Consider the following 18,067-nt stretch of genomic DNA (forward strand, 5'->3'; position numbering starts at 1 on the left):
GCAACCCATCAAGCGGCTTCGACGGCTTTGCCATACACGGCGCAGGTGGTCGGGTGTTCGGCGAGCGACACGAACGCGCGGGTGCCGGCCTCCAGGGCGTCGATCGATCCGGTCTCGATGTCGTAGACCCAGCCATGCAGGTTCAGCTGACCTTTTTCCTGGGCCAAGCGCACGCTCGGATGCGTCTGGATGTTGGCCAGCTGAGCGATGACGTTCTCGCGGACCATCGAACTCACCTTCGCCGCATCATTGGCGTGAGAGCGGGACTCGTTGATGACCTTGGCTGATTCAGCGTGTTGCAACCAGCCGCTGACGGCCGGCAGGTGATCCATGCATTTGCACTTGGCGACGGCGGTCATGGCGCCGCAATCCGAGTGGCCGCAGATCACAATGTCGGTCACGCCCAGTACCGCAACCGCGTATTCAACGGTGGCAGACACACCACCCGGGTGCGGACTGTAAGACGGCACGATGTTGCCGGCGTTGCGGATCACAAACAATTCGCCGGGTTCTTGCTGGGTCAGCAGTTCGGGCACGACGCGACTATCAGAACAGGTGATGAACAACGTGCCGGGATGTTGGGTGGTGGCCAGGTGTTTGAACAGGTCGGTGCGTTGCGGGAACGCTTCTTTCTGGAACTTCAAAAAACCTTCGATGAGCGCTTTCATGGTGATGTCCTCTTGAATCGGATGGTTGCCCTGTAGCAGCTGTCCTGTGGCGAGGGGGCTTGCCCCCGTTCGGCTGCGAAGCAGTCGTGAAACCTGCAAGCACGGTGTCTCTGAAGGAGTGCTGGGGCGGCTACGCCACCCAACGGGGGCAAGCCCCCTCGCCACAGGACAGCTGCTACAAGGGGTTGTGTGCTTTGGAGATCGGTTAGAACGGACGCAGTGGCAGGAATTTGCCATCGAGGGTGATCACAGCGCGGTGGCCGCCTTCCGGGTCTTCGACTTTTTTCATGTCGAGCTTGAAGTTGATCGCGCTGATGATGCCGTCGCCAAACTGCTCATGAACCAGGGCTTTCAAGGTGGTGCCGTAGATCTGGATCATTTCGTAGAAACGGTAGATGGTCGGGTCGGTCGGCACACCGGAGAGGCTGCCGCGCAGCGGGATGATTTGCAGGCGGGCCACGGCGTCGGCGTCCAGGTCCAGTTTCTCGCCAATCACTTGGGCGGCAGATTCCGGCAGCGGATGCTGGCCGAGCAGGGCGGCGGTGACGTAGGCCAGGCCCAGGCCGGTGCCGTCAGTCAGATCCTGCCAGGACAGGTTTTTGCGGGCCTTGGCGTCGAGGATCGAGGTGGTCAGGGCCAGACTTGGGTCGTTGTAAGCGTGGGACTGTTGCATGGTGTTTCTCCTATCGGGTTTGTATTGCTTGGGTGTGAAGCAATCTTCTGCCGATTGATCCATAGCGTCCAAGACCGATATACAATGCTGCGCATAAGCCCTGCCTATAGATGGTGTGCCCTATGTTGCTGCGACATCTGCGTTATCTGTTGGCGGTTGCCGACCACGGCGGCTTCACCCGCGCCGCCGAAGCGCTGCACGTTTCACAACCGACTCTGTCCCAGCAAATCCGCCAGTTGGAAGAAACCCTGGGCGTGAGCCTGTTCGACCGCACCTCGCGCACGGTCAAACCGACCGATGCGGGCGAGGCCTACATCGAGTGCGCACGTCGAGTATTGGTGGAGCTGGAAGCCGGCAAGCGGGCGCTGCATGACGTGAAGGACTTGTCGCGCGGCACCTTGCGCCTGGCCATGACACCGACGTTCATGGCGTATCTGGTGGGGCCGTTGGTGCGCGATTACGTGGCGCGGTTTCCTAACATCCATCTGCAGATTTTCGAGTTGTCGATGGATGACATCGAAGCGGGGCTGGCGGATGACTCGCTGGACATCGCCATCGCGTTTACCCAGGTCAGAAATGCCGACATCGAGTCGATCCCGGCGTTTACCGAAACCCTGGGGGTGATGGTAGGGCGGGATCATCCGCTATATGAACGCCAGGCCGCGCTGTCCGCTGAAGAGGTGGCGCAACTGGATTTTGCACTGTTGGCCCAGGACTTCGTCACCCGCACCCGTATCAATGAATATTTTGCTCAGGAGCAGATCACGCCGAAGGTAGTGATCGAGGTCAACTCGGTGAGCACGTTGCTGGAGGTGATTCGGCATACGGCCATCGCCACCATCCTCCCGGAGCCCATCGCCACCCAGGACCGGGCACTGCGCAAAATTCCGTTGCTGGGGGACGCGCCTACGCGCGGGGCAGCGTTGCTGCGGCGCAAGAACAACTATCACAGCGCGGCGTCTGTGGCGTTTATGAATCTGGTGTTGGGGGCGGCGGAGTCAGTCGTCCAGTGATTGGCAGACGCCATTGGGCGCCTTGCCCGTCGAACTTACGGTCACCGAGTCGTCATCGGCGAGAACGATCGAAATCGTCACGCCCGAACCCTTGGCTTCGAAGCTGCGCGCTTTGATCATGGCTTTGGTTTCGGCTTCTACGTTATTGATCATCACCGGTCCGTCCTGATCCGCGTGAATAATGATTTTCCCGGGGCATTCCACATCGAATGAGGGAACACCTTCGATCTTGTTTGCTTGAGCAATAGTTGCAGTAGCCATTAACAGCATAAATATCAGGGTATTTTTCATCGCAAGTCTCCAGGGGCACAGCAGCGAATACGCTTAACAATAGCTGCATTTGCCGTGCACGAGACAAACAAAAAAAGGCCCCGCTCGATCATTCGAGCGGGGCCTTTTTATTGATTGGCAGTGGGGGTATCAGTAGAACCGGTCAATCACCCGAACTTCATTCTGGTTCTGCATCGAGGCCCACGCCTGTTTCAGCGTTTGCAGAACATGACCGATGAAGTCCTTGTCGGCCGCGGCTTTCTTGCCGACGTAGCCCTGGCCGCGACGGTACATCTTCAGTCGGGTAAGCAGGTTCTGGTTGTTCTGGTCGAACTCGGCTTCGTGGGCGTGTGGCGACAGGCAGTCGATATGAACCTGGCCCGATTTGCTGATCCACAGAATGTGGCTGTCATGGCTGTCTTTTTGCGCAGCGAAGATACCAGCCAGTTCATCGATAGTAGGTTGATTGTTCAAATTCATAATATGCCCCTTGACCATTTGGTGATCTTTCAAAGTTGATTCGCTAATACAGGTAGCCCATCGGTTAGTTGATCCCTGGCACCGAAACCAGGACGTCAGCGGTCGGCCGTCAATTCAACGGGGTCTCGCGTCTGTTGCATGTAGTCGTGTTGAATAACTGCTACGCAATTGCGTCACAACGAAGAGAAGCAGCGAAAACCTGGAGGCCACCGCCGACTTTTAAGGGTCGGCCACAAGCTTCATGAGGATTGATCGCCAGCGCTTCTCGTCCTTGTACTGGACGTTCGGGCCAGGTCAGCTTCTTCAATCTGCCTTGTGGGCAGCGTGTATCCGGGAAAAACAGCTCGGCGGTCAGACGAGCTTGCTCAAACATGTTGCTGTACTCCCGATCGGGGAGATGTCTGCATCATGCAAGGGCAAATCGGAGGCGTCAACCGTTATGTAGTGATTATTTTCCGTCACTACATATTGTCGGACAAAGCGCGTTGGAATTAAAAAGGCAAGCCGCAACGCGCCGGTCAGGCCGATGTTTGCTGGCTTTGGAAGCGGTAGAAGGTGCAGGGATAACCGTCTACCGGCCGCTGATGCAGGGTGAATCCATCGCCCGAGAGCTCGGGCATCACCCTGGCCCAGAACCGCCGTGCAGGCTGGTTCGCGTCGAGGTAGAAAATCTGCCATTGACCGGGGAACCGGCTCAAGAGGGTGGAAACGACAAACTTCGCGACACCTTGGCCACGAAAGCGCCGACTGACAAAAAGGTAGCCGATGTTGTGCTCGGCACCCTCGATATGAACGTCGTCGTCCACGGTCACGAATCCCGCGAGCTCACCCTCCACCTTGATCAGAAACGGGCGGGTCGCGGGGTTGCGCCAGTAATCCAGTTTCGGCTGGATGTTGTAGAAACCGTGCTCGCCGAGTTTCAGGGGCAGCCACTCGCTGAAGTCGTGCATGTAGAACTGCATCAGGTTTTCGATCGTTTCCAGTTCATCGCGGTGTGCGACGTGCAGTTCTATTGAAGGCATGCTGGCTCGCTCCAGATCGCAGGGCCGTCCGTGGCCCATTCGGGATCACTCAGTGGGGCGCGAAGTCGTACGTCCCACCTGTCTTCAACGCAGCAGCGTAAGCAGGGCGTGCCTGAAAGCGTTGTACCCAGGCCGTTACATGAGGGTAGTTGCCCAGTTTGCCCTGAGCCCGGGCGATCTCGCCGATAAAGCTCATCTGGATATCCGCAGCGCTGAACTCGTCACCGAGCAGGTAATCGGACTGGCTCAATGCCGTGTCGAGGTAACCGAGGTAGTTGGCCACTTCCGAATTGATGCGCGGATGCAGCGGCGCACCGGCTTCACCCAGACGCCCGACGTACAGGTTCAACATCAGCGGCAGCATGGCTGAGCCTTCCGCGAAGTGCAGCCACTGGACGTATTCGTCGTAGGCGGGGGTCGACGGATCGGGTTGCAGACGCCCCTGGCCATGGCGGCGGATCAGGTAGTCGATGATCGCGGAGGACTCGATCAGTTTCTGCGCGCCATCCTCAATGACCGGCGATTTGCCCAGGGCGTTGATCGCTTTCAATTCCGGCGGTGCAAGATTGGTTTTCGGGTCACGCTGATAGCGTTTCAGCTCATAAGGAATGGCCAGTTCTTCCAGCAGCCAGAGAATCCGTTGGGAGCGGGAGTTGTTCAGGTGGTGCACGATAATCATAAACAAGGTTCCTGTAGCAGCTGTCGAGTGAAACGAGGCTGCGATGCCTTTTCAGAAAATGGAGCCATCGCCGGGACTTGAAGAACACTAGACCATCACAGTCCATTCGAAGTGCCATCAAGCTTTGCTGGCCGGTTTCGCGGCGCGTTTGGTGCCCGTCGATGGCTTGCGCTTGGCGGGCTTTCGTTTGTTTTTCCATGGTGCGGCACCCCGACCGGCCGGGCTCGCCGGCCCACTGATGGTCAGGCTCAGGCCGGCGCAACGGGCGACTTGCTTGCTCATCCACGCGGCCTGTTTGGTGACGAATTCTTCCAGGCTCATCTCACCGCTTTGCACCATGTCCAGCGCCTGTTCCCAGATGGCCGTGGTGCCGGGGTCGGCAATGGCGCGCGGCACCGCATCGATCAGGCTGAAGGCGGCCGGGGTCGCAGCCAGGGCCTTGCCGTTCTTGATCAGGTAACCGCGGTCGAGCAGGCCCTGGATGATCGAGGCGCGGGTGGCTTCGGTGCCGATGCCGGTGGTGTCCTTGAGCTTCTGTTTGAGCAGTGGGTCTTCCACCAGTTTGGCGACGTTCTTCATCGCCTTGATCAGGTCGCCTTCGGTGAAGGGCTTGGGCGGTTGCGTCCAGAGGTCCTTGAGCTTCACATCGGCCACCGCGCAGTCACGCCCTTCGGCCAAGGCCGGCAGGGTTTGCGGTGCCGGTGCCTCGCGACCCTTGGCCGGGGCGAGCGCCTCGGGCAGGGCGCGTTTCCAGCCGGGTTCGACGATCTGCTTGCCAACGGCACGCAAGGCTTCACCGGCACAGTCGAAGTCAGCCTGGGTGCGGTCGTATTCATGGTTAGGCAGGAACTGCGCCAGATAGCGCGCGCGAATCAGGGTGTAAACCGCGCGTTGCTTGCCCACCAGTCGATCGAGATGCTTGGCCGCCGCCGTCGGGATGATGCCATGGTGAGCCGTGACCTTGGCATCGTTCCAGGCCCGTGAGCGGCGCTGTGGCTCCAGGTGATCGTTCAAGGCGTTCAGGGACGGATCGGCTTGCCGGAGTGCGGCGAGAATGCTCGGGGCTTCGCTGTGCTGGCTCAACGGCAGGAAACCGCAATCGCTGCGCGGATAGGTGATGACCTTGTGGGTTTCGTAGAGCGCCTGGGCGATATCGAGGGTTTCCTGGGCGCCGAGCCCGAGCTTCTTCGAACAGACTTCCTGCAAGGTGCCAAGGTCGAACGGCAACGGCGCGACTTCACGCATCCGCTCGGTACGCAACTTGATCACTCGGGCACTCGCCGCGCTGCTGATGGCGGCGGCCGCTTGCTGGGCCAGCGCCTGATTCAGGCAGCGATCCTGATCGTCACAGACGTCGGATGCCGCGCGCCACTGGGCGGTGAACGCCGTGCCGTCGTGCAGCAGTTGCACGTCGATGGCCCAATAGGCGACCGGCACAAAATCGGCAATGCTGCGGTCGCGATCCACCACCAGCCGCAAGGTCGGCGTCTGCACCCGGCCCACCGGCAACACGCCCTGATAACCGGACTGTCGCCCCAGCAGCGTAAACAACCGGCTCATGTTCATCCCGATCAACCAGTCGGCCCGGGAACGTCCCAACGCCGAATGATAAAGGCTGAAGGTCTCGGCACCCGGTTTGAGCGCCGCCAGCGCCTTGCGGATCGACGCATCGTCCAATGCCGACAGCCACAGTCGGCGGATCGGCCCGCGATAACGGCAATGCTCGACCAACTCCCGGGCGATCATCTCGCCCTCCCGGTCGGCGTCGGTGGCAATCACCAGCTCATCTGCCTCGCCGAGCAAGCGTTTGACTGCCTTGTACTGGCTGGCCGTGCGCGGTTTGACCGTCATCTTCCATTTATCCGGAATGATCGGCAGATCCGCCAGCACCCAACGCTTGTATCGCGCGTCGTAGGCATCCGGTGGCGCGGTTTCCAGCAGATGGCCGATGCACCAGGTCACCGTGACATCCGTTCCCAGCCAGCAACCGTCGCCCCGACGCTTGGCGCCGAGCACTGCCGCGATATCTTTGGCCTGGGAAGGTTTTTCACAGAGGTACAGCTGCATAACCACCATCGTTCATCAAGTGTGCAAGAGGCGCACAGAATGGCTGGTGATTAGCAATGGATCAATCATTATCTGTATGGATGTACAGCAAAGCTGTTGCGTATGTTTGCGGCAGTCAAAACGCCCCGTTCGGCCGCGGGGCCGTCGCGATGTCGAATTTTGGGTTATACCTGACATTCGTGGTCTCAGGTTTTGGGGCCGCTGCGCGACCCATCGCCGCGCCGCACGCTCCCGCAGGTCCATCACCGTCATGAGGAACGTATTCCATGAAAAGCAACGGTCCCAGTCCTGTCATCACCATCGCCGAGCAGCCGGGCATCCTGTTGGTGAAGTTTCACGGTATTCAGGTGGCCGCCTCCTCGCGCGCACTGGTGCTGCTCGAGGCCAATTATCCTCCGGTGTACTACGTTCCATGGGAGGATATCGCCGAAAAATATTTTGCCCGTACCGACCACACGACCTATTGCCCGTACAAGGGCGACGCTACTTATTACAGCCTGCAAATCCCGGGGCATGAGGGGGCGAATGCGGTGTGGCGATATGAAGAACCCAAAGTGTCGGTCGATCAGATTCGCGGGTATGTGGCGTTCTATCCCGATCAAGTCACGTTTGAGCTTCTCAAGGACGTTGAGTGAGGCCCGCGAAAATGCCACGGCGGCCCCCTGTAGCAGCTGTCGAGTGAAACGAGGCTGCGATCTTTTGACTTTGCTTTTGTAAAAACAAGATCAAAAGATCGCAGCCTCGTTTCACTCGACAGCTCCTACAGGGAATAGGGGCGTTTTCAGCGTCAGTGTTCAGCCCATTCGTACCGCTTCGACCAACGTCGATTCATCAATCTGACCAATCGAAGTCACCCCGGTCAGCGTCATGGCCACGCGCATTTCCTTGGCGAAAATATCCAGCATGTTCTCCACCCCGCGTTGACCATCGGCCGCCAGTGCATAGGCCATGGATCGTCCCAGCAATACGCCTTTCGCGCCCATTGCCAACATCCGCACCACATCAAGCCCTGAGCGGATGCCCGAGTCGACCAGCACGGTCAGGTCATTGCCGATGGCTTGCATGATCGGCGGCAAGGCCTTGGCGGTGGAGAGTACGCCGTCGAGCTGCCGCCCTCCGTGGTTCGACACCACAATGCCATCCGCGCCAAAGCTGACCGCGTCCCTGGCATCCTGAGGGTCGAGAATGCCTTTGATGATCATCGGGCCTTTCCAGAAATCACGAATCCACTCCAGATCGCTCCAGCTGATCGAAGGGTCGAAATTATTGGCCAGCCAGCCCATGTAGTCTTCGAGCGTGACAGCTTTGCCCAAGTACTTCGAAATGTTGCCCAAGTCGTGTGGCCGCCCCATGACGCCGACGTTGAACGCCCAGTCGGGTCGGGTCATGGCCTGAAGCATTCGCCGCGATGAGGCGAAAGGACCTGACATGCCTGAATGCGCATCCCGGTAGCGGGCACCGGGTGTGGGCATGTCGACGGTGAACACCAGGTTTTTCACCCCGGCGGCCTTCGCACGCTCCAGCGCATTTTTCATGAAGCCCCGGTCTTTGAGCACGTACAGCTGAAACCAGATGGATTGCTGGCTCTGCGCCGCGACTTCCTCGATCGAACACACCGACACCGTTGAAAGGCACAGGGGAATGCCTTTGTTTTGCGCCGCTTTGACCGCCTGCACTTCACCTCGGCGGGCGAACATGCCCGTCAGGCCGACCGGCGCCAAGATCACGGGCATTGAAAGCGGTTGATCGAAGAGGGTGGTTTGCAGGCTCAGGGTTTCGACGTTTTTCAGAATGCGCTGACGCAGGCTGATGCCCGTCAGGTCGGCACTGTTGGCCCGCAGCGTATGCTCGGCATAAGCCCCGCCATCGATGTAATCGAACAGGAAACGTGGGAGTTTGCGACGTGCTGCCTCGCGGTAGTCGGATGCGGATGAAATGATCATGGGGCCTCGGTCGGGTGAGTGTCGGGGCTGTAAAGATCTTCGAGCTTAACCTGTGGCGAGGGGGTTTACCCCCGTTGGGCTGCGAAGCAGCCCCCAGCGTTCTGTCATACAAAATGAGTTGTCTGGATTTACGACTGCTTCGCAGCCGAACGGGGGCAAGCCCCCTCGCCACAAATGTGTCGCCCCGGGCTTAAGTGAACAGTATCACCGCAGCGCGGGGCGTTATTTTGCGGTCGCTATCAGTTGGTATCCAAATCCACGTTTTTCGTCTCACGCAGACAGATCATCCCCACCACCAGACTCACCGCGGTAATCACCACCGGGTACCACAGCCCGTAGAAGATGTCCCCGGTATACACCACCAACGCAAACGACACCGTCGGCAGGAACCCGCCGAACCAGCCGTTGCCAATGTGGTACGGCAGGGACATCGAGGTGTAGCGGATGCGGGTCGGGAACAGTTCGACCATCAGCGCCGCCAGCGGGCCGTAGCACATGGCGGAAATGATGATCAGCACCACCATCAGCGCCACGATCATGGTCTTGTTGACCTGTTGCGTATCGGCTTGTGACGGATAGCCCGCCAGGGTCACCGCACCGCGCAGGGCCGCTTCGTCGAAGCCATCCAGTTTCACGTCGCCGACGCTGACCTGCACGGCGCTACCGGCCGGGGCCGCTTCGCTTTTGTAAGGCAGGCCCTGTTTCACCAGGAAGGTTTTGACCTTGTCGCACGGGCTGTCGAATTTCGCCTTGCCCACCGGGTCGAACTGGAACGTGCAGGTGGCCGGGTCCGCCAGCACGGTGATCGGTGCCTGACGGCTGGCCTGGTCGATGGCCGGGTTGGCGTAGTGGGCGATGGATTTGAAGATCGGGAAGTACAGTGCGGTGGCCAGCAGCAAGCCGAGCATCAGCACCGGTTTGCGCCCGACCTTGTCCGACAGCCAGCCAAAAAAGATGAAGAACGGCGCGCCGATAATCACGCTGACAATCAGCAGACTGTTGGCCAGGGCAGGGTCCATTTTCAGGAACTGGGTGAGGAAAAACAGCACGTAGAACTGCGCCGCATAGAAGGTCACCGCTTGCCCGGCGTTGATGCTGAACAGGGCGATCAGTACGACTTTGAGGTTTTCCCATTTACCGAAGGAATCGCGCAGCGGCGACTTGCAGAGCTTGCCTTCCTCTTTCATTTTCACGAAGGCCGGCGACTCGTGCAGGCTCAGGCGAATCCAGGTCGAGATGCCCAGCAGAACGATGGAAAACAGAAACGGAATCCGCCAGCCCCAGACTTCAAACTGATCACCGGTGAAGTAGCGGCAACCGAGCACCACCAGCAGCGACAGCAATAGGCCGAGGGTCGCGGTGGACTGAATCCAGCTGGTGTGGAAACCGCGTTTACCCATCGGCGCGTGTTCGGCGACGTAAGTCGCGGCACCGCCGTACTCGCCGCCCAGGGCCAGGCCCTGCAGCATGCGCAGCACCACGAGGATGATTGGCGCGGCGATGCCGATGCTTGAATAGGTAGGCAGTAATCCCACACAGAAGGTCGCCACGCCCATGAGGATAATGGTCGCGAGGAACGTGTATTTACGCCCGATCATGTCCCCCAGCCGTCCGAACACCAACGCGCCGAATGGCCTGACGATGAAACCGGCGGCGAAGGCCATCAGCGCAAAGATAAACGCCGTGGTGTCGTTCACCCCGGCGAAAAACTGTTTGCTGATCACCGCCGCGAGGGCGCCGTAGAGGAAAAAGTCGTACCACTCGAAAACCGTCCCGAGTGACGACGCGAAGATGACTTTGCGGGTGTCTGGGCTGGTGTCGACGCTGCGCGCGGCATCCAGCGGCTGAACATGTTCTGACATATCGGTATCCCTCACAGTGATTGTTTTTGTTGTTCCACTGTCAGCGCCGGCCTTGTGGGCGGGTGCCGCGTATTCCATAAAGCGGGGTGAATATCAAATTTTGTAGGAGCGAAGCTTGCTCGCGAAGGCGTCAGACCTGATACACCGCGTCATCGTTCTTCGCGGGCAAGCCTCGCTCCTACGGGTGTGATTCAGGCGTTAGTCAGCAGTTCCTTCTCCGAGGTGAGGCTCCCTGCGCCGGGGTTGAGGATCAGCTGTGCAGCTTTTTCGGCAATCATCAGCGTAGGCGAACAGGTATTGCCCGATGTAATCCGCGGCATGATCGACGCATCAGCAACGCGCAAGCCGGGAATCCCGTGAACACACAACTCGGCATCCACCACCGCATTCACATCATTGCCCATCCGACAGGTCCCCACCGGATGGAAAATCGTCGTGCCAATCCGCGCAGCGGCTTCGTGCAATTCTTCTTCAGTCTGCAAGCTGTCACCGGGCAAGTACTCGACCGGTTTGAACGCTTGCAGGGCCGGGGCGGCGACGATGCGCCGGGTCAGGCGAATGGCATCGGCGGCGACCCGCAAATCCTCAGGATGGCTCAAATAATTAGGCTGAATCAACGGCGCTTCCTGCAGATCAGCGGAACGAATCTCCACGCGCCCCCGACTCTGCGGCCTTAAATCGCAAACCGACGCGGTAAACGCGGGGAAGGCGTGCAACGGTTCGCCAAAACGCTCCAGCGACAACGGTTGCACGTGGTATTCAAGATTGGCCGAGGTCTGCTCCGGCCCCGACCGGGCAAACGCCCCGAGCTGACTCGGCGCCATCGACAGCGGGCCGCTGCGGTCATACAAATAACGCAGGCCCATGCCCATCTTGCCCCACACGCTGCCGGCGATCTGGTTCAGGGTGCGCGCGTTTTCCAGTTTGTAGATCAGCCGCAATTGCAGGTGATCCTGCAGATTACCGCCAACGCCGGGCAGCTCATGGGCCACGCCGATCCCCAGTTTTTCAAGCAGCGGGCGAGGGCCGATGCCGGAGCGTTGCAGGATGCTCGGCGAACCGACGGAGCCTGCGCACAACACGATTTCCTTGCGTGCCTTGAAGGTTTTCGCCTGACCTTGATAACGCGTACTGACCGACGATGCGCGGCCATTTTCCAGCAGCACGCGATCGACTTCGACGTCGGTCAGCACGGTGAGATTGGCGCGGTTGCGGATCGGTTTAAGAAACGCCTTGGCCGCGTTCCAGCGAATCCCGGCCTTCTGATTGACCTGAAAGTAGCCGCAGCCTTCGTTATCGCCCTGGTTGAAGTCATCGATGCTGGCAATGCCGGCTTGTTCGGCGGCGCTGCGGAACGCATCCAGAATCGGCCACGACAGCCGCTGACGCTCGATCCGCCATTCCCCGGCGGCGCCGTGAAATTCCGAATCGCCGGCAAAGTGGTTTTCACTTTTCTTGAACAGCGGCAGGACGTCGTTCCAGCTCCAGCCGGGATTGCCGTCAGCGGCCCAACCGTCATAGTCGCCGGCCTGGCCACGCATGTAGATCATGCCGTTGATCGAGGAGCAGCCGCCCAGCACTTTGCCGCGCGGGTAACTCAGGGCGCGACCTTGCAGGCCGGGTTGCGCTTCGGTCTTGAAGCACCAGTCGGTGCGCGGGTTGCCGATGCAGAACAGGTAACCCACGGGGATGTGAATCCACGCATAGTTATCGCGGCCGCCGGCTTCGAGCAGCAATACGCGGTGTTGCGGGTCGGCGGACAGCCGATTGGCCAGCAAACAACCGGCCGGCCCGGCGCCGACCACGATGTAGTCGAATTCATCAAGGGAAGTCTGCATCCCTGACCTCGTATTGTTGTTCTTGTTGTCGGTCATCCTAGTTGTTAGCTTTCGTCAAAAGAATGTTAGTTTTTGCGCAGCCGCTGTGCGTTTTCAGACAGCGCCTCACCCAGCGTAGACCCAAGGACGACTCATGTTCGACTGGAATGACCTGCGGTTTTTTCTCGAGTTGCAGCGCAGCGGGCGTTTGCTCACCGCCGCCCGCCGTTTGAACACCACCCACGCCACCGTCGCCCGGCACATCGAGGCCGTCGAAAAGAGCCTCGGCACCGCGCTGTTTGTCCAGCACGCCCAAGGCTACGAACTGACCCCGGCCGGCGAAGCGCTGCTCAAACACGCCGAAGCCATGGAAAACGTCGCGTTGCTGGCGCAAGAAGAAATCACCCAATCCACGGCGCCACTGGGCAAGATCCGCGTCGGCGTGACCGAAGGGTTGGGCATCATGTTCCTCGCCAGCCGCATGAACGGCCTGTTCGAGCGCTACCCCGGATTGGAAGTGGAACTGGTGGCCGTGCCGCGCTTCGTCAGCATCCTCAACCGCGAAGCCGAAATCAGCATCCACCTCGAACGCCCGGCCGCCGACATGCTCGTCACGCGCAAACTCACCGACTATCGCCTGGCGCTCTACGCCAGCCAGGCTTACCTCGACAAGGCACCCCCGCTGCACAGCCGCGAAGACCTCGGCCGCCATGCCTGGATTGGCTACGTCGATGACTTGCTGTTCAGCCAGGAACTGATGTTCCTCAACAGTTTCTGTCGCAACCCTCAGGTGGTCTTTCACAGCACCAGCGTCATCGCCCAACAACAAGCGGCGCGCTCGGGGTTGGGGATCGCGGTGCTGCCGTGCTACATGGCCAGTGCCGATCCGGAGCTGGTGCCATTGTTTGCGGATGAGAGCATTCAGCGCAGTTACTGGATCAGCACGCGGCGCGAGCTGCACAAGTCGGTAAGGCTGCGGGTGATGTGGGATTACGTGGTGGAGTTGTGTGAGGCGGAGCAGGGGTTGTTGATGGGATAGCCTGGCACCCAACACAAAACTTCGATCAGCCAAGCAACGAAGCAACCAACACAACCCCTGTGGCGAGGGAGCTTGCTCCCGCTGGACTGCGCAGCAGTCCCCTGCGTTTTCGGGAGAGAGGGGGCCGCTTCGCGACCCAGCGGGACGATGCGGCGTTCCGACAAGCTCCCTCGCCACAGGTGGGGAATGTCAGATTCATTTTCCCAATACTCACTCACATCTAGAACGTGCCCACACTCTTTGCGGTGAAAGCCAACTTAACGATGTTGTTGGGATTGCCCTGCCACTTCTGCACGTCGGTCGGTACGGTCTCATTGCGCACGATACACTTCCATTCCACATCTTTGCCGTCGTCCGCGCCTGGGAAAAGTACCTTGCCGGTCCATGTCGGGTAGGGCGTAGGGTCGAGCTTTACGGCGTTGGCCAGATTCCAGTTCCCTAACTCTGGACGGTTGCCAACCACATACACGCTGTAGCCCGGCGTCGTGTCGCCTTTATCGCATTGAAAACTCACTTCGAGTCGTAAGTACGTCCACTGGGCGCCTGCGGCATCGCCGAACATGGGCAGCATCGCCAACAAGCTGACGCCCAGCGGCAATAGATATCGATTGCAGACCATGATGAACACCTCAATTTACTCCAATGTGCGCAGCTTAGCCCCGGCCAAACTGAAAGTGACCTGTAAGAACTGACAGTTCGTTAGAGCACTTCGCGATAGCTTCCATCGTTGTTTATTAACCGAGCACTTGTTCCCACTGGACTGCATAGCCGTCTTGGCCTTCAATTCGTGGTTGAAGACAAGGAGCGTCCACCGACACTCCGTCGCGAACAAGGGAGCTTGCAGCATGACCGAAGAGACAAAAGTGAAAGGCCCGGCGTCGTACTTTCCGTCAATCGAGAAAAAGTATGGGCAGCCGATCAACCATTGGCTGGATCTGCTCGCGACAGTGAGCGGCAAGAAGCATATGGAAATGGTGGCGTTGCTGAAGGATGAGCACGGTATGGGGCATGGGCATGCCAATGCGTTGGTTGCGCATTATTTGGCGAGTGTTAAAAAGTGAAGCGACTGTAAACGGCTCGCAAAGTGGTATGACGTTGACATGGGTGCTGTATGTGTCACCGCCATCGCGAGCAAGCTCGCTCCCACATGGGTTCGGCGTAGTTCGCGAATGTTGTAGCCGACACCGCCCCCTGTGGGAGCGAGCTTGCTCGCGATGGCGTCCGATCTGACACAACAAATTCAGCCGAGGATTTTTTGCCCGACGTCGGTACGCCCAAACATGTTTAACGGCCGTGTTTCAAATAAGAAATGGATATATTTTCCCTTGGCAAATAACTCCGTCCAACCATTACAGCGAACAAGTCGGGTATAAAAATAACTGCACGCCTAATGCCCCATCGCTTAAACTTGTCTCACAAATGATTCATCTTCGGCGATTTTGCGCGATTAAGTTTATCGTGAATAAATATATTCACGGATTTCTGTGTGGCTACTATTAAGGTGTTGGATCCATTGCGCTCATAACAAAGGTAAAGGTTATGAATAAGGTAATTATTTACTCACTGATCATGTTATTCATGGCGGGCTGCTCATCTTCTGGTCATCAAGCTGCGGCTGATGCTCACGCTGACGTGCCGGCAAACGCCAAACAACTAAGCGCAAACGAGATTAACTCGTCGGTGATAGGTCGCAAGCATTCGAGTGTGACGTCTACGGGTTTTCCCTTCTCTCAAACATTAAACCCTGACGGGACGGCAGTGATCCAGATTTCCACTGAGTCGATGCAAACCGGTCAATGGGTGATTACGGAGGACATCATCTGTGTGACCTATCAGAAATATGGCAAGGAATGCAATAAAGTACTTACTGATGGGGCCAACATCTGGTTTGTTGATAGTGTGAGTAACAAAACCAATAACAAATTCACCGTTAAATAAAGGCTAAGGTTTTTGTCTTTGATTTATAAATTCTGGCGGAGTGGTGATTAGTAGAGGTGTGGTATGAATATTGAACGTTGGAGTTATATCCTCCTGGCACTTGTCTTGTCTGGATGCGCTTCGTCTGGAGGCAATACGGTGAAGCCGGTTTCAGCTTCAGCAGTAGCGCTTGATGATCAACAAGTCCGCAGCACTTTGGTTGGGAACAAGCTCAATAATGTCGGCACTTCAGGTTTGCCCTATTCGTTGAGTTTCAACGCGGATGGGACTGAAATATTCCAAATGTCCGGCAAACAACCCGAGACGGAATATTGGACCGTCAAGGATGGAGTGATTTGTTTCACTTCGCCCACGATTCCCAAAGAATGTTATCGCCTGAAAAAAGACAAGGATGACTACTGGCTAGTACATCCAGAGACGGGAGCAGTCCACTATCATTACACACTGACTCCGCAGTGATGGTGGTTTACTCCAGTGTCATGAGCACCGCGAGCGTGTCGTAGTCTCTCAAGCATTCGGCGGCAACTCTCGCGTGGTGCGTTGTAAAGGATCGCGGGGCTGGCTGTCGGGAATGGACAGCGTCGCGCGCAACCCACCTTCCGCTCGGTTGGCCAGCGTAATGTGTCCGCCCAGTCGAGTCGCGATGGTGTTGACGATGGTCAGGCCCAGACCCGCTCCATGAACATTCCCACGGCTGTAGAACCGTTCGAACAATCGCCCGCGATCCGCTTCGTCGATGCCGGGGCCCTGATCCTCGACGCTCAGCGAATAGAACCCGTCCGCTTGACCCAACTGCACCGTGATAACGCCGTGTTCGGGGGAAAAGTTTGCTGCGTTACTGATCAGGTTGTTGAGGGCGATGTCGATGGCGGCGGCGTCGGCCACCACTTCGAAGGGACGATCAGTGACGTCGAAGGCCAGCTCAAGGTTTTTACTCAATAACCAGGGCGTCAGCTGCACGAGGCTGTCGCGCACGGTCTCGGCCAGGTCGATGCGGTGCAACACTGGGGCCGTGGCTTTGGGTTCGAGGCGGGCCATGGTCAGCAGTTGATTGACCAGACGGCTGGTGCGGTCGACGCCAGCGATCAGAAATTCCAGGGATTCACGACGCTCCTGTTCAGTACCAGCCTCCAGCAGATTTTGCGCATGCACACGCAGCACCGCCAGGGGAGTGCGCATTTCGTGGGCGGCGTCGGCGATGAAGCGCCGTTCGCGGCCCAGCACTTCCTGAATCTGCGCGAGCATGCGATTGAGCGCCGCTTGCATCGGCTCCAGCTCACTGGGCAAAGGGGTCAGTTGCAGCGGCTCCAGCGAACCGCTGTGGCGTGCGCGCAAGGTCGCCGCCATGTCTTCCAGCGGCTTGAGGCCCCAGCCGATGGCCATCCAGATCATCGCCGCCAGAATCAGGCTGCCCAGCACGTTGGGCCACAAGGTATGCCGCACGATCCGGTCCACCAGGTCCGAGCGCACGTCGTCCCGTTCGCCCACCCAGATTCTCAGGTCGTTCTGTTTGTCTTCCAGCAGGAACGCACGCCAGTGGCGGTTGTTCAGGTCCACCACGTCGCTGAAGCCGGGTTTGGTCGGCGGCGCGTTGAAGGAGGGTGCGCTGGCCGTGTGCACCAGCACTTCGCCGGTGCGGTTCCAGACCTGAAAAGCCAATTTGGATTCGTAGGGATGGCCGTCAACCTTGGGTTCCGCTTCGCCAAGCGCCTTGTTGAAGGCCTGAAACAGATCGGCGTGTTCCTTGCTGGCCATCGGCATGCGCATCACGCCCTGCAACAGCCGCGCGTTTTGCGCGAGTTGAGCATCGTAGACTTCGGCGATTTCGTGATTGCTGTCGTGCAGGTTGAACAGGCTGATCACCGCCACACCCACCAGCATCAGGCCAATGATCAGCGTGAGGGTGCGGCGCCGGATCGACGTCATCGACGTTCCTCCACCAGATAACCGACACCGCGAATGGTGCGGATCAGGTCGGTGGAGAATTTTTTGCGCAGGTGATGAATGTGCACTTCCAGGGTGTTGCTTTCGGCTTCCTCGTTCCAGCCATACAGCAACTGCATCAAGTGATCGCGGGTAATGACCCGGCCCGGCGGCGAGAGCAATTCGTGGAGCAACTGATATTCCTTGGGCGTCAGCGCCACCGGTTCGCCCTGATAACTGACTTGCTGCGTACCAGGGTTCAGGCTGATGCCGGCGTGTTCGATCAGCACCTGGGCGCGGCCGGCACTGCGCCGCAACAACGCCCGCAGGCGAGCCTTCAATTCAGCCAGATCAAACGGCTTGATCAGGTAATCGTCGGCCCCGGCATCCAGCCCGGCAATGCGGTCTTCGGTCGCGTCCCGCGCGGTGAGGATCAGCACTGGCAGGTTGGAACCGCTGTCCCGCAAGCGCCGCAGCACTTCCAGCCCGTCCATGCGCGGCAGGCCGAGGTCGAGCACCGCCAGGTCGAAGGTTTCACTGAGTAGCGCATGCAAGGCGCTGGTGCCGTCCTGCAGCCAATCGACGGTGTAGCCTTCGCGGCCCAGGGCTTGATGGATGCCCTCGCCAAGGGCCACGTCGTCCTCGATCAGTAATAAGCGCACACGAACTCCTG

20 protein-coding genes are annotated in these 18,067 nt (G+C 58.7%); 6 read left to right on the forward strand and 14 right to left on the reverse strand.

Annotation, left to right across the window (positions count from 1 at the left end; genetic code table 11):
• Positions 1 to 8 precede the first annotated feature (8 nt).
• Both ACYZT6_RS10355 and cynS read right to left on the reverse strand, forming a co-directional pair.
• Positions 9 to 668: a carbonic anhydrase gene (locus ACYZT6_RS10355; RefSeq protein ID WP_462026800.1), complete on the reverse strand. Its 660-nt coding sequence runs from the start codon at positions 666 to 668 to the stop codon at positions 9 to 11.
• A 205-nt stretch (positions 669 to 873) separates the two neighbouring features.
• Positions 874 to 1,341 carry a cyanase gene (gene cynS / locus ACYZT6_RS10360; RefSeq protein WP_462026801.1) on the reverse strand — a complete coding sequence of 156 codons (468 nt, stop codon included), beginning with the start codon at positions 1,339 to 1,341 and terminating at the stop codon, positions 874 to 876.
• 122 nt (positions 1,342 to 1,463) lie between these two features.
• Between cynS and cynR the strand changes: the two genes are divergently transcribed.
• Positions 1,464 to 2,354 carry a transcriptional regulator CynR gene (gene cynR, locus ACYZT6_RS10365; protein WP_462026802.1) on the forward strand — a complete coding sequence of 297 codons (891 nt, stop codon included), beginning with the start codon at positions 1,464 to 1,466 and terminating at the stop codon, positions 2,352 to 2,354.
• Here the strand turns inward: cynR and ACYZT6_RS10370 are convergent.
• The 6 genes from ACYZT6_RS10370 to ACYZT6_RS10395 form a co-directional block, all read right to left on the reverse strand.
• A complete protein-coding gene (locus tag ACYZT6_RS10370) occupies positions 2,340 to 2,645 on the reverse strand; it encodes a hypothetical protein (protein ID WP_462026803.1) in 306 nt (101 codons plus the stop codon). The two genes, cynR and ACYZT6_RS10370, sit on opposite strands and share 15 nt — an antisense overlap.
• Positions 2,646 to 2,774: 129 nt before the next feature.
• Positions 2,775 to 3,104 carry a hypothetical protein gene (locus ACYZT6_RS10375; protein WP_462026804.1) on the reverse strand — a complete coding sequence of 110 codons (330 nt, stop codon included), beginning with the start codon at positions 3,102 to 3,104 and terminating at the stop codon, positions 2,775 to 2,777.
• A 160-nt stretch (positions 3,105 to 3,264) separates the two neighbouring features.
• Entirely contained in the window at positions 3,265 to 3,477 is a 213-nt protein-coding gene (locus ACYZT6_RS10380) for a hypothetical protein (RefSeq protein ID WP_462026805.1), read from the reverse strand.
• Between the two features lie 145 nt (positions 3,478 to 3,622).
• Positions 3,623 to 4,126: a GNAT family N-acetyltransferase gene (locus ACYZT6_RS10385; RefSeq protein ID WP_462026806.1), complete on the reverse strand. Its 504-nt coding sequence runs from the start codon at positions 4,124 to 4,126 to the stop codon at positions 3,623 to 3,625.
• Between the two features lie 49 nt (positions 4,127 to 4,175).
• Positions 4,176 to 4,805: a glutathione S-transferase family protein gene (locus ACYZT6_RS10390; RefSeq protein WP_462026807.1), complete on the reverse strand. Its 630-nt coding sequence runs from the start codon at positions 4,803 to 4,805 to the stop codon at positions 4,176 to 4,178.
• 117 nt (positions 4,806 to 4,922) lie between these two features.
• A complete protein-coding gene (locus tag ACYZT6_RS10395) occupies positions 4,923 to 6,872 on the reverse strand; it encodes a DNA topoisomerase III (protein ID WP_462026808.1) in 1,950 nt (649 codons plus the stop codon).
• A 266-nt stretch (positions 6,873 to 7,138) separates the two neighbouring features.
• Between ACYZT6_RS10395 and ACYZT6_RS10400 the strand changes: the two genes are divergently transcribed.
• Positions 7,139 to 7,507, forward strand: coding sequence for a DUF427 domain-containing protein (locus ACYZT6_RS10400; protein WP_462026809.1), 369 nt, complete (start codon positions 7,139 to 7,141; stop codon positions 7,505 to 7,507).
• Between the two features lie 159 nt (positions 7,508 to 7,666).
• Here ACYZT6_RS10400 and lldD read toward each other — a convergent pair whose 3' ends face one another.
• The 3 genes from lldD to ACYZT6_RS10415 all read right to left on the reverse strand — a co-directional run bounded on the left by lldD (position 7,667) and on the right by ACYZT6_RS10415 (position 12,515).
• Entirely contained in the window at positions 7,667 to 8,815 is a 1,149-nt protein-coding gene (gene lldD, locus ACYZT6_RS10405) for an FMN-dependent L-lactate dehydrogenase LldD (RefSeq protein ID WP_462026810.1), read from the reverse strand.
• Positions 8,816 to 9,054: 239 nt separating this feature from the next.
• Positions 9,055 to 10,677 carry an MFS transporter gene (locus ACYZT6_RS10410; protein WP_462026811.1) on the reverse strand — a complete coding sequence of 541 codons (1,623 nt, stop codon included), beginning with the start codon at positions 10,675 to 10,677 and terminating at the stop codon, positions 9,055 to 9,057.
• A 191-nt stretch (positions 10,678 to 10,868) separates the two neighbouring features.
• Positions 10,869 to 12,515: a GMC family oxidoreductase gene (locus ACYZT6_RS10415; protein ID WP_462026812.1), complete on the reverse strand. Its 1,647-nt coding sequence runs from the start codon at positions 12,513 to 12,515 to the stop codon at positions 10,869 to 10,871.
• A gap of 133 nt (positions 12,516 to 12,648) precedes the next feature.
• Here ACYZT6_RS10415 and ACYZT6_RS10420 point away from each other — a divergent pair, with 133 nt between their 5' ends.
• A complete protein-coding gene (locus ACYZT6_RS10420; protein ID WP_462026813.1) occupies positions 12,649 to 13,533 on the forward strand; it encodes a LysR family transcriptional regulator in 885 nt (294 codons plus the stop codon).
• Between the two features lie 220 nt (positions 13,534 to 13,753).
• Here the strand turns inward: ACYZT6_RS10420 and ACYZT6_RS10425 are convergent, their stop codons facing one another.
• Positions 13,754 to 14,152: a carbohydrate-binding module family 20 domain-containing protein gene (locus ACYZT6_RS10425; protein ID WP_462029925.1), complete on the reverse strand. Its 399-nt coding sequence runs from the start codon at positions 14,150 to 14,152 to the stop codon at positions 13,754 to 13,756.
• Between the two features lie 226 nt (positions 14,153 to 14,378).
• Here ACYZT6_RS10425 and ACYZT6_RS10430 point away from each other — a divergent pair, with 226 nt between their 5' ends.
• The 3 genes from ACYZT6_RS10430 to ACYZT6_RS10440 all read left to right on the forward strand — a co-directional run bounded on the left by ACYZT6_RS10430 (position 14,379) and on the right by ACYZT6_RS10440 (position 15,930).
• Positions 14,379 to 14,594 (forward strand): DUF4287 domain-containing protein, encoded by a 216-nt coding sequence (locus ACYZT6_RS10430; protein WP_462026814.1) that lies wholly within the window; start codon positions 14,379 to 14,381, stop codon positions 14,592 to 14,594.
• Positions 14,595 to 15,072: 478 nt separating this feature from the next.
• On the forward strand, positions 15,073 to 15,471 hold the full coding sequence (locus ACYZT6_RS10435; protein WP_462026815.1) for a hypothetical protein: 399 nt from the start codon (positions 15,073 to 15,075) through the stop codon (positions 15,469 to 15,471).
• Between the two features lie 63 nt (positions 15,472 to 15,534).
• Positions 15,535 to 15,930 (forward strand): hypothetical protein, encoded by a 396-nt coding sequence (locus tag ACYZT6_RS10440; RefSeq protein ID WP_462026816.1) that lies wholly within the window; start codon positions 15,535 to 15,537, stop codon positions 15,928 to 15,930.
• A 48-nt stretch (positions 15,931 to 15,978) separates the two neighbouring features.
• Here the strand turns inward: ACYZT6_RS10440 and ACYZT6_RS10445 are convergent, their stop codons facing one another.
• Positions 15,979 to 17,397 (reverse strand): ATP-binding protein, encoded by a 1,419-nt coding sequence (locus ACYZT6_RS10445; protein ID WP_462026817.1) that lies wholly within the window; start codon positions 17,395 to 17,397, stop codon positions 15,979 to 15,981.
• Positions 17,394 to 18,056: a response regulator gene (locus tag ACYZT6_RS10450; protein WP_462026818.1), complete on the reverse strand. Its 663-nt coding sequence runs from the start codon at positions 18,054 to 18,056 to the stop codon at positions 17,394 to 17,396. Before ACYZT6_RS10450 ends, ACYZT6_RS10445 begins: the two co-directional genes overlap by 4 nt.
• Positions 18,057 to 18,067 lie beyond the last annotated feature (11 nt).

The organism is Pseudomonas sp. RT6P73, assembly GCF_054897715.1.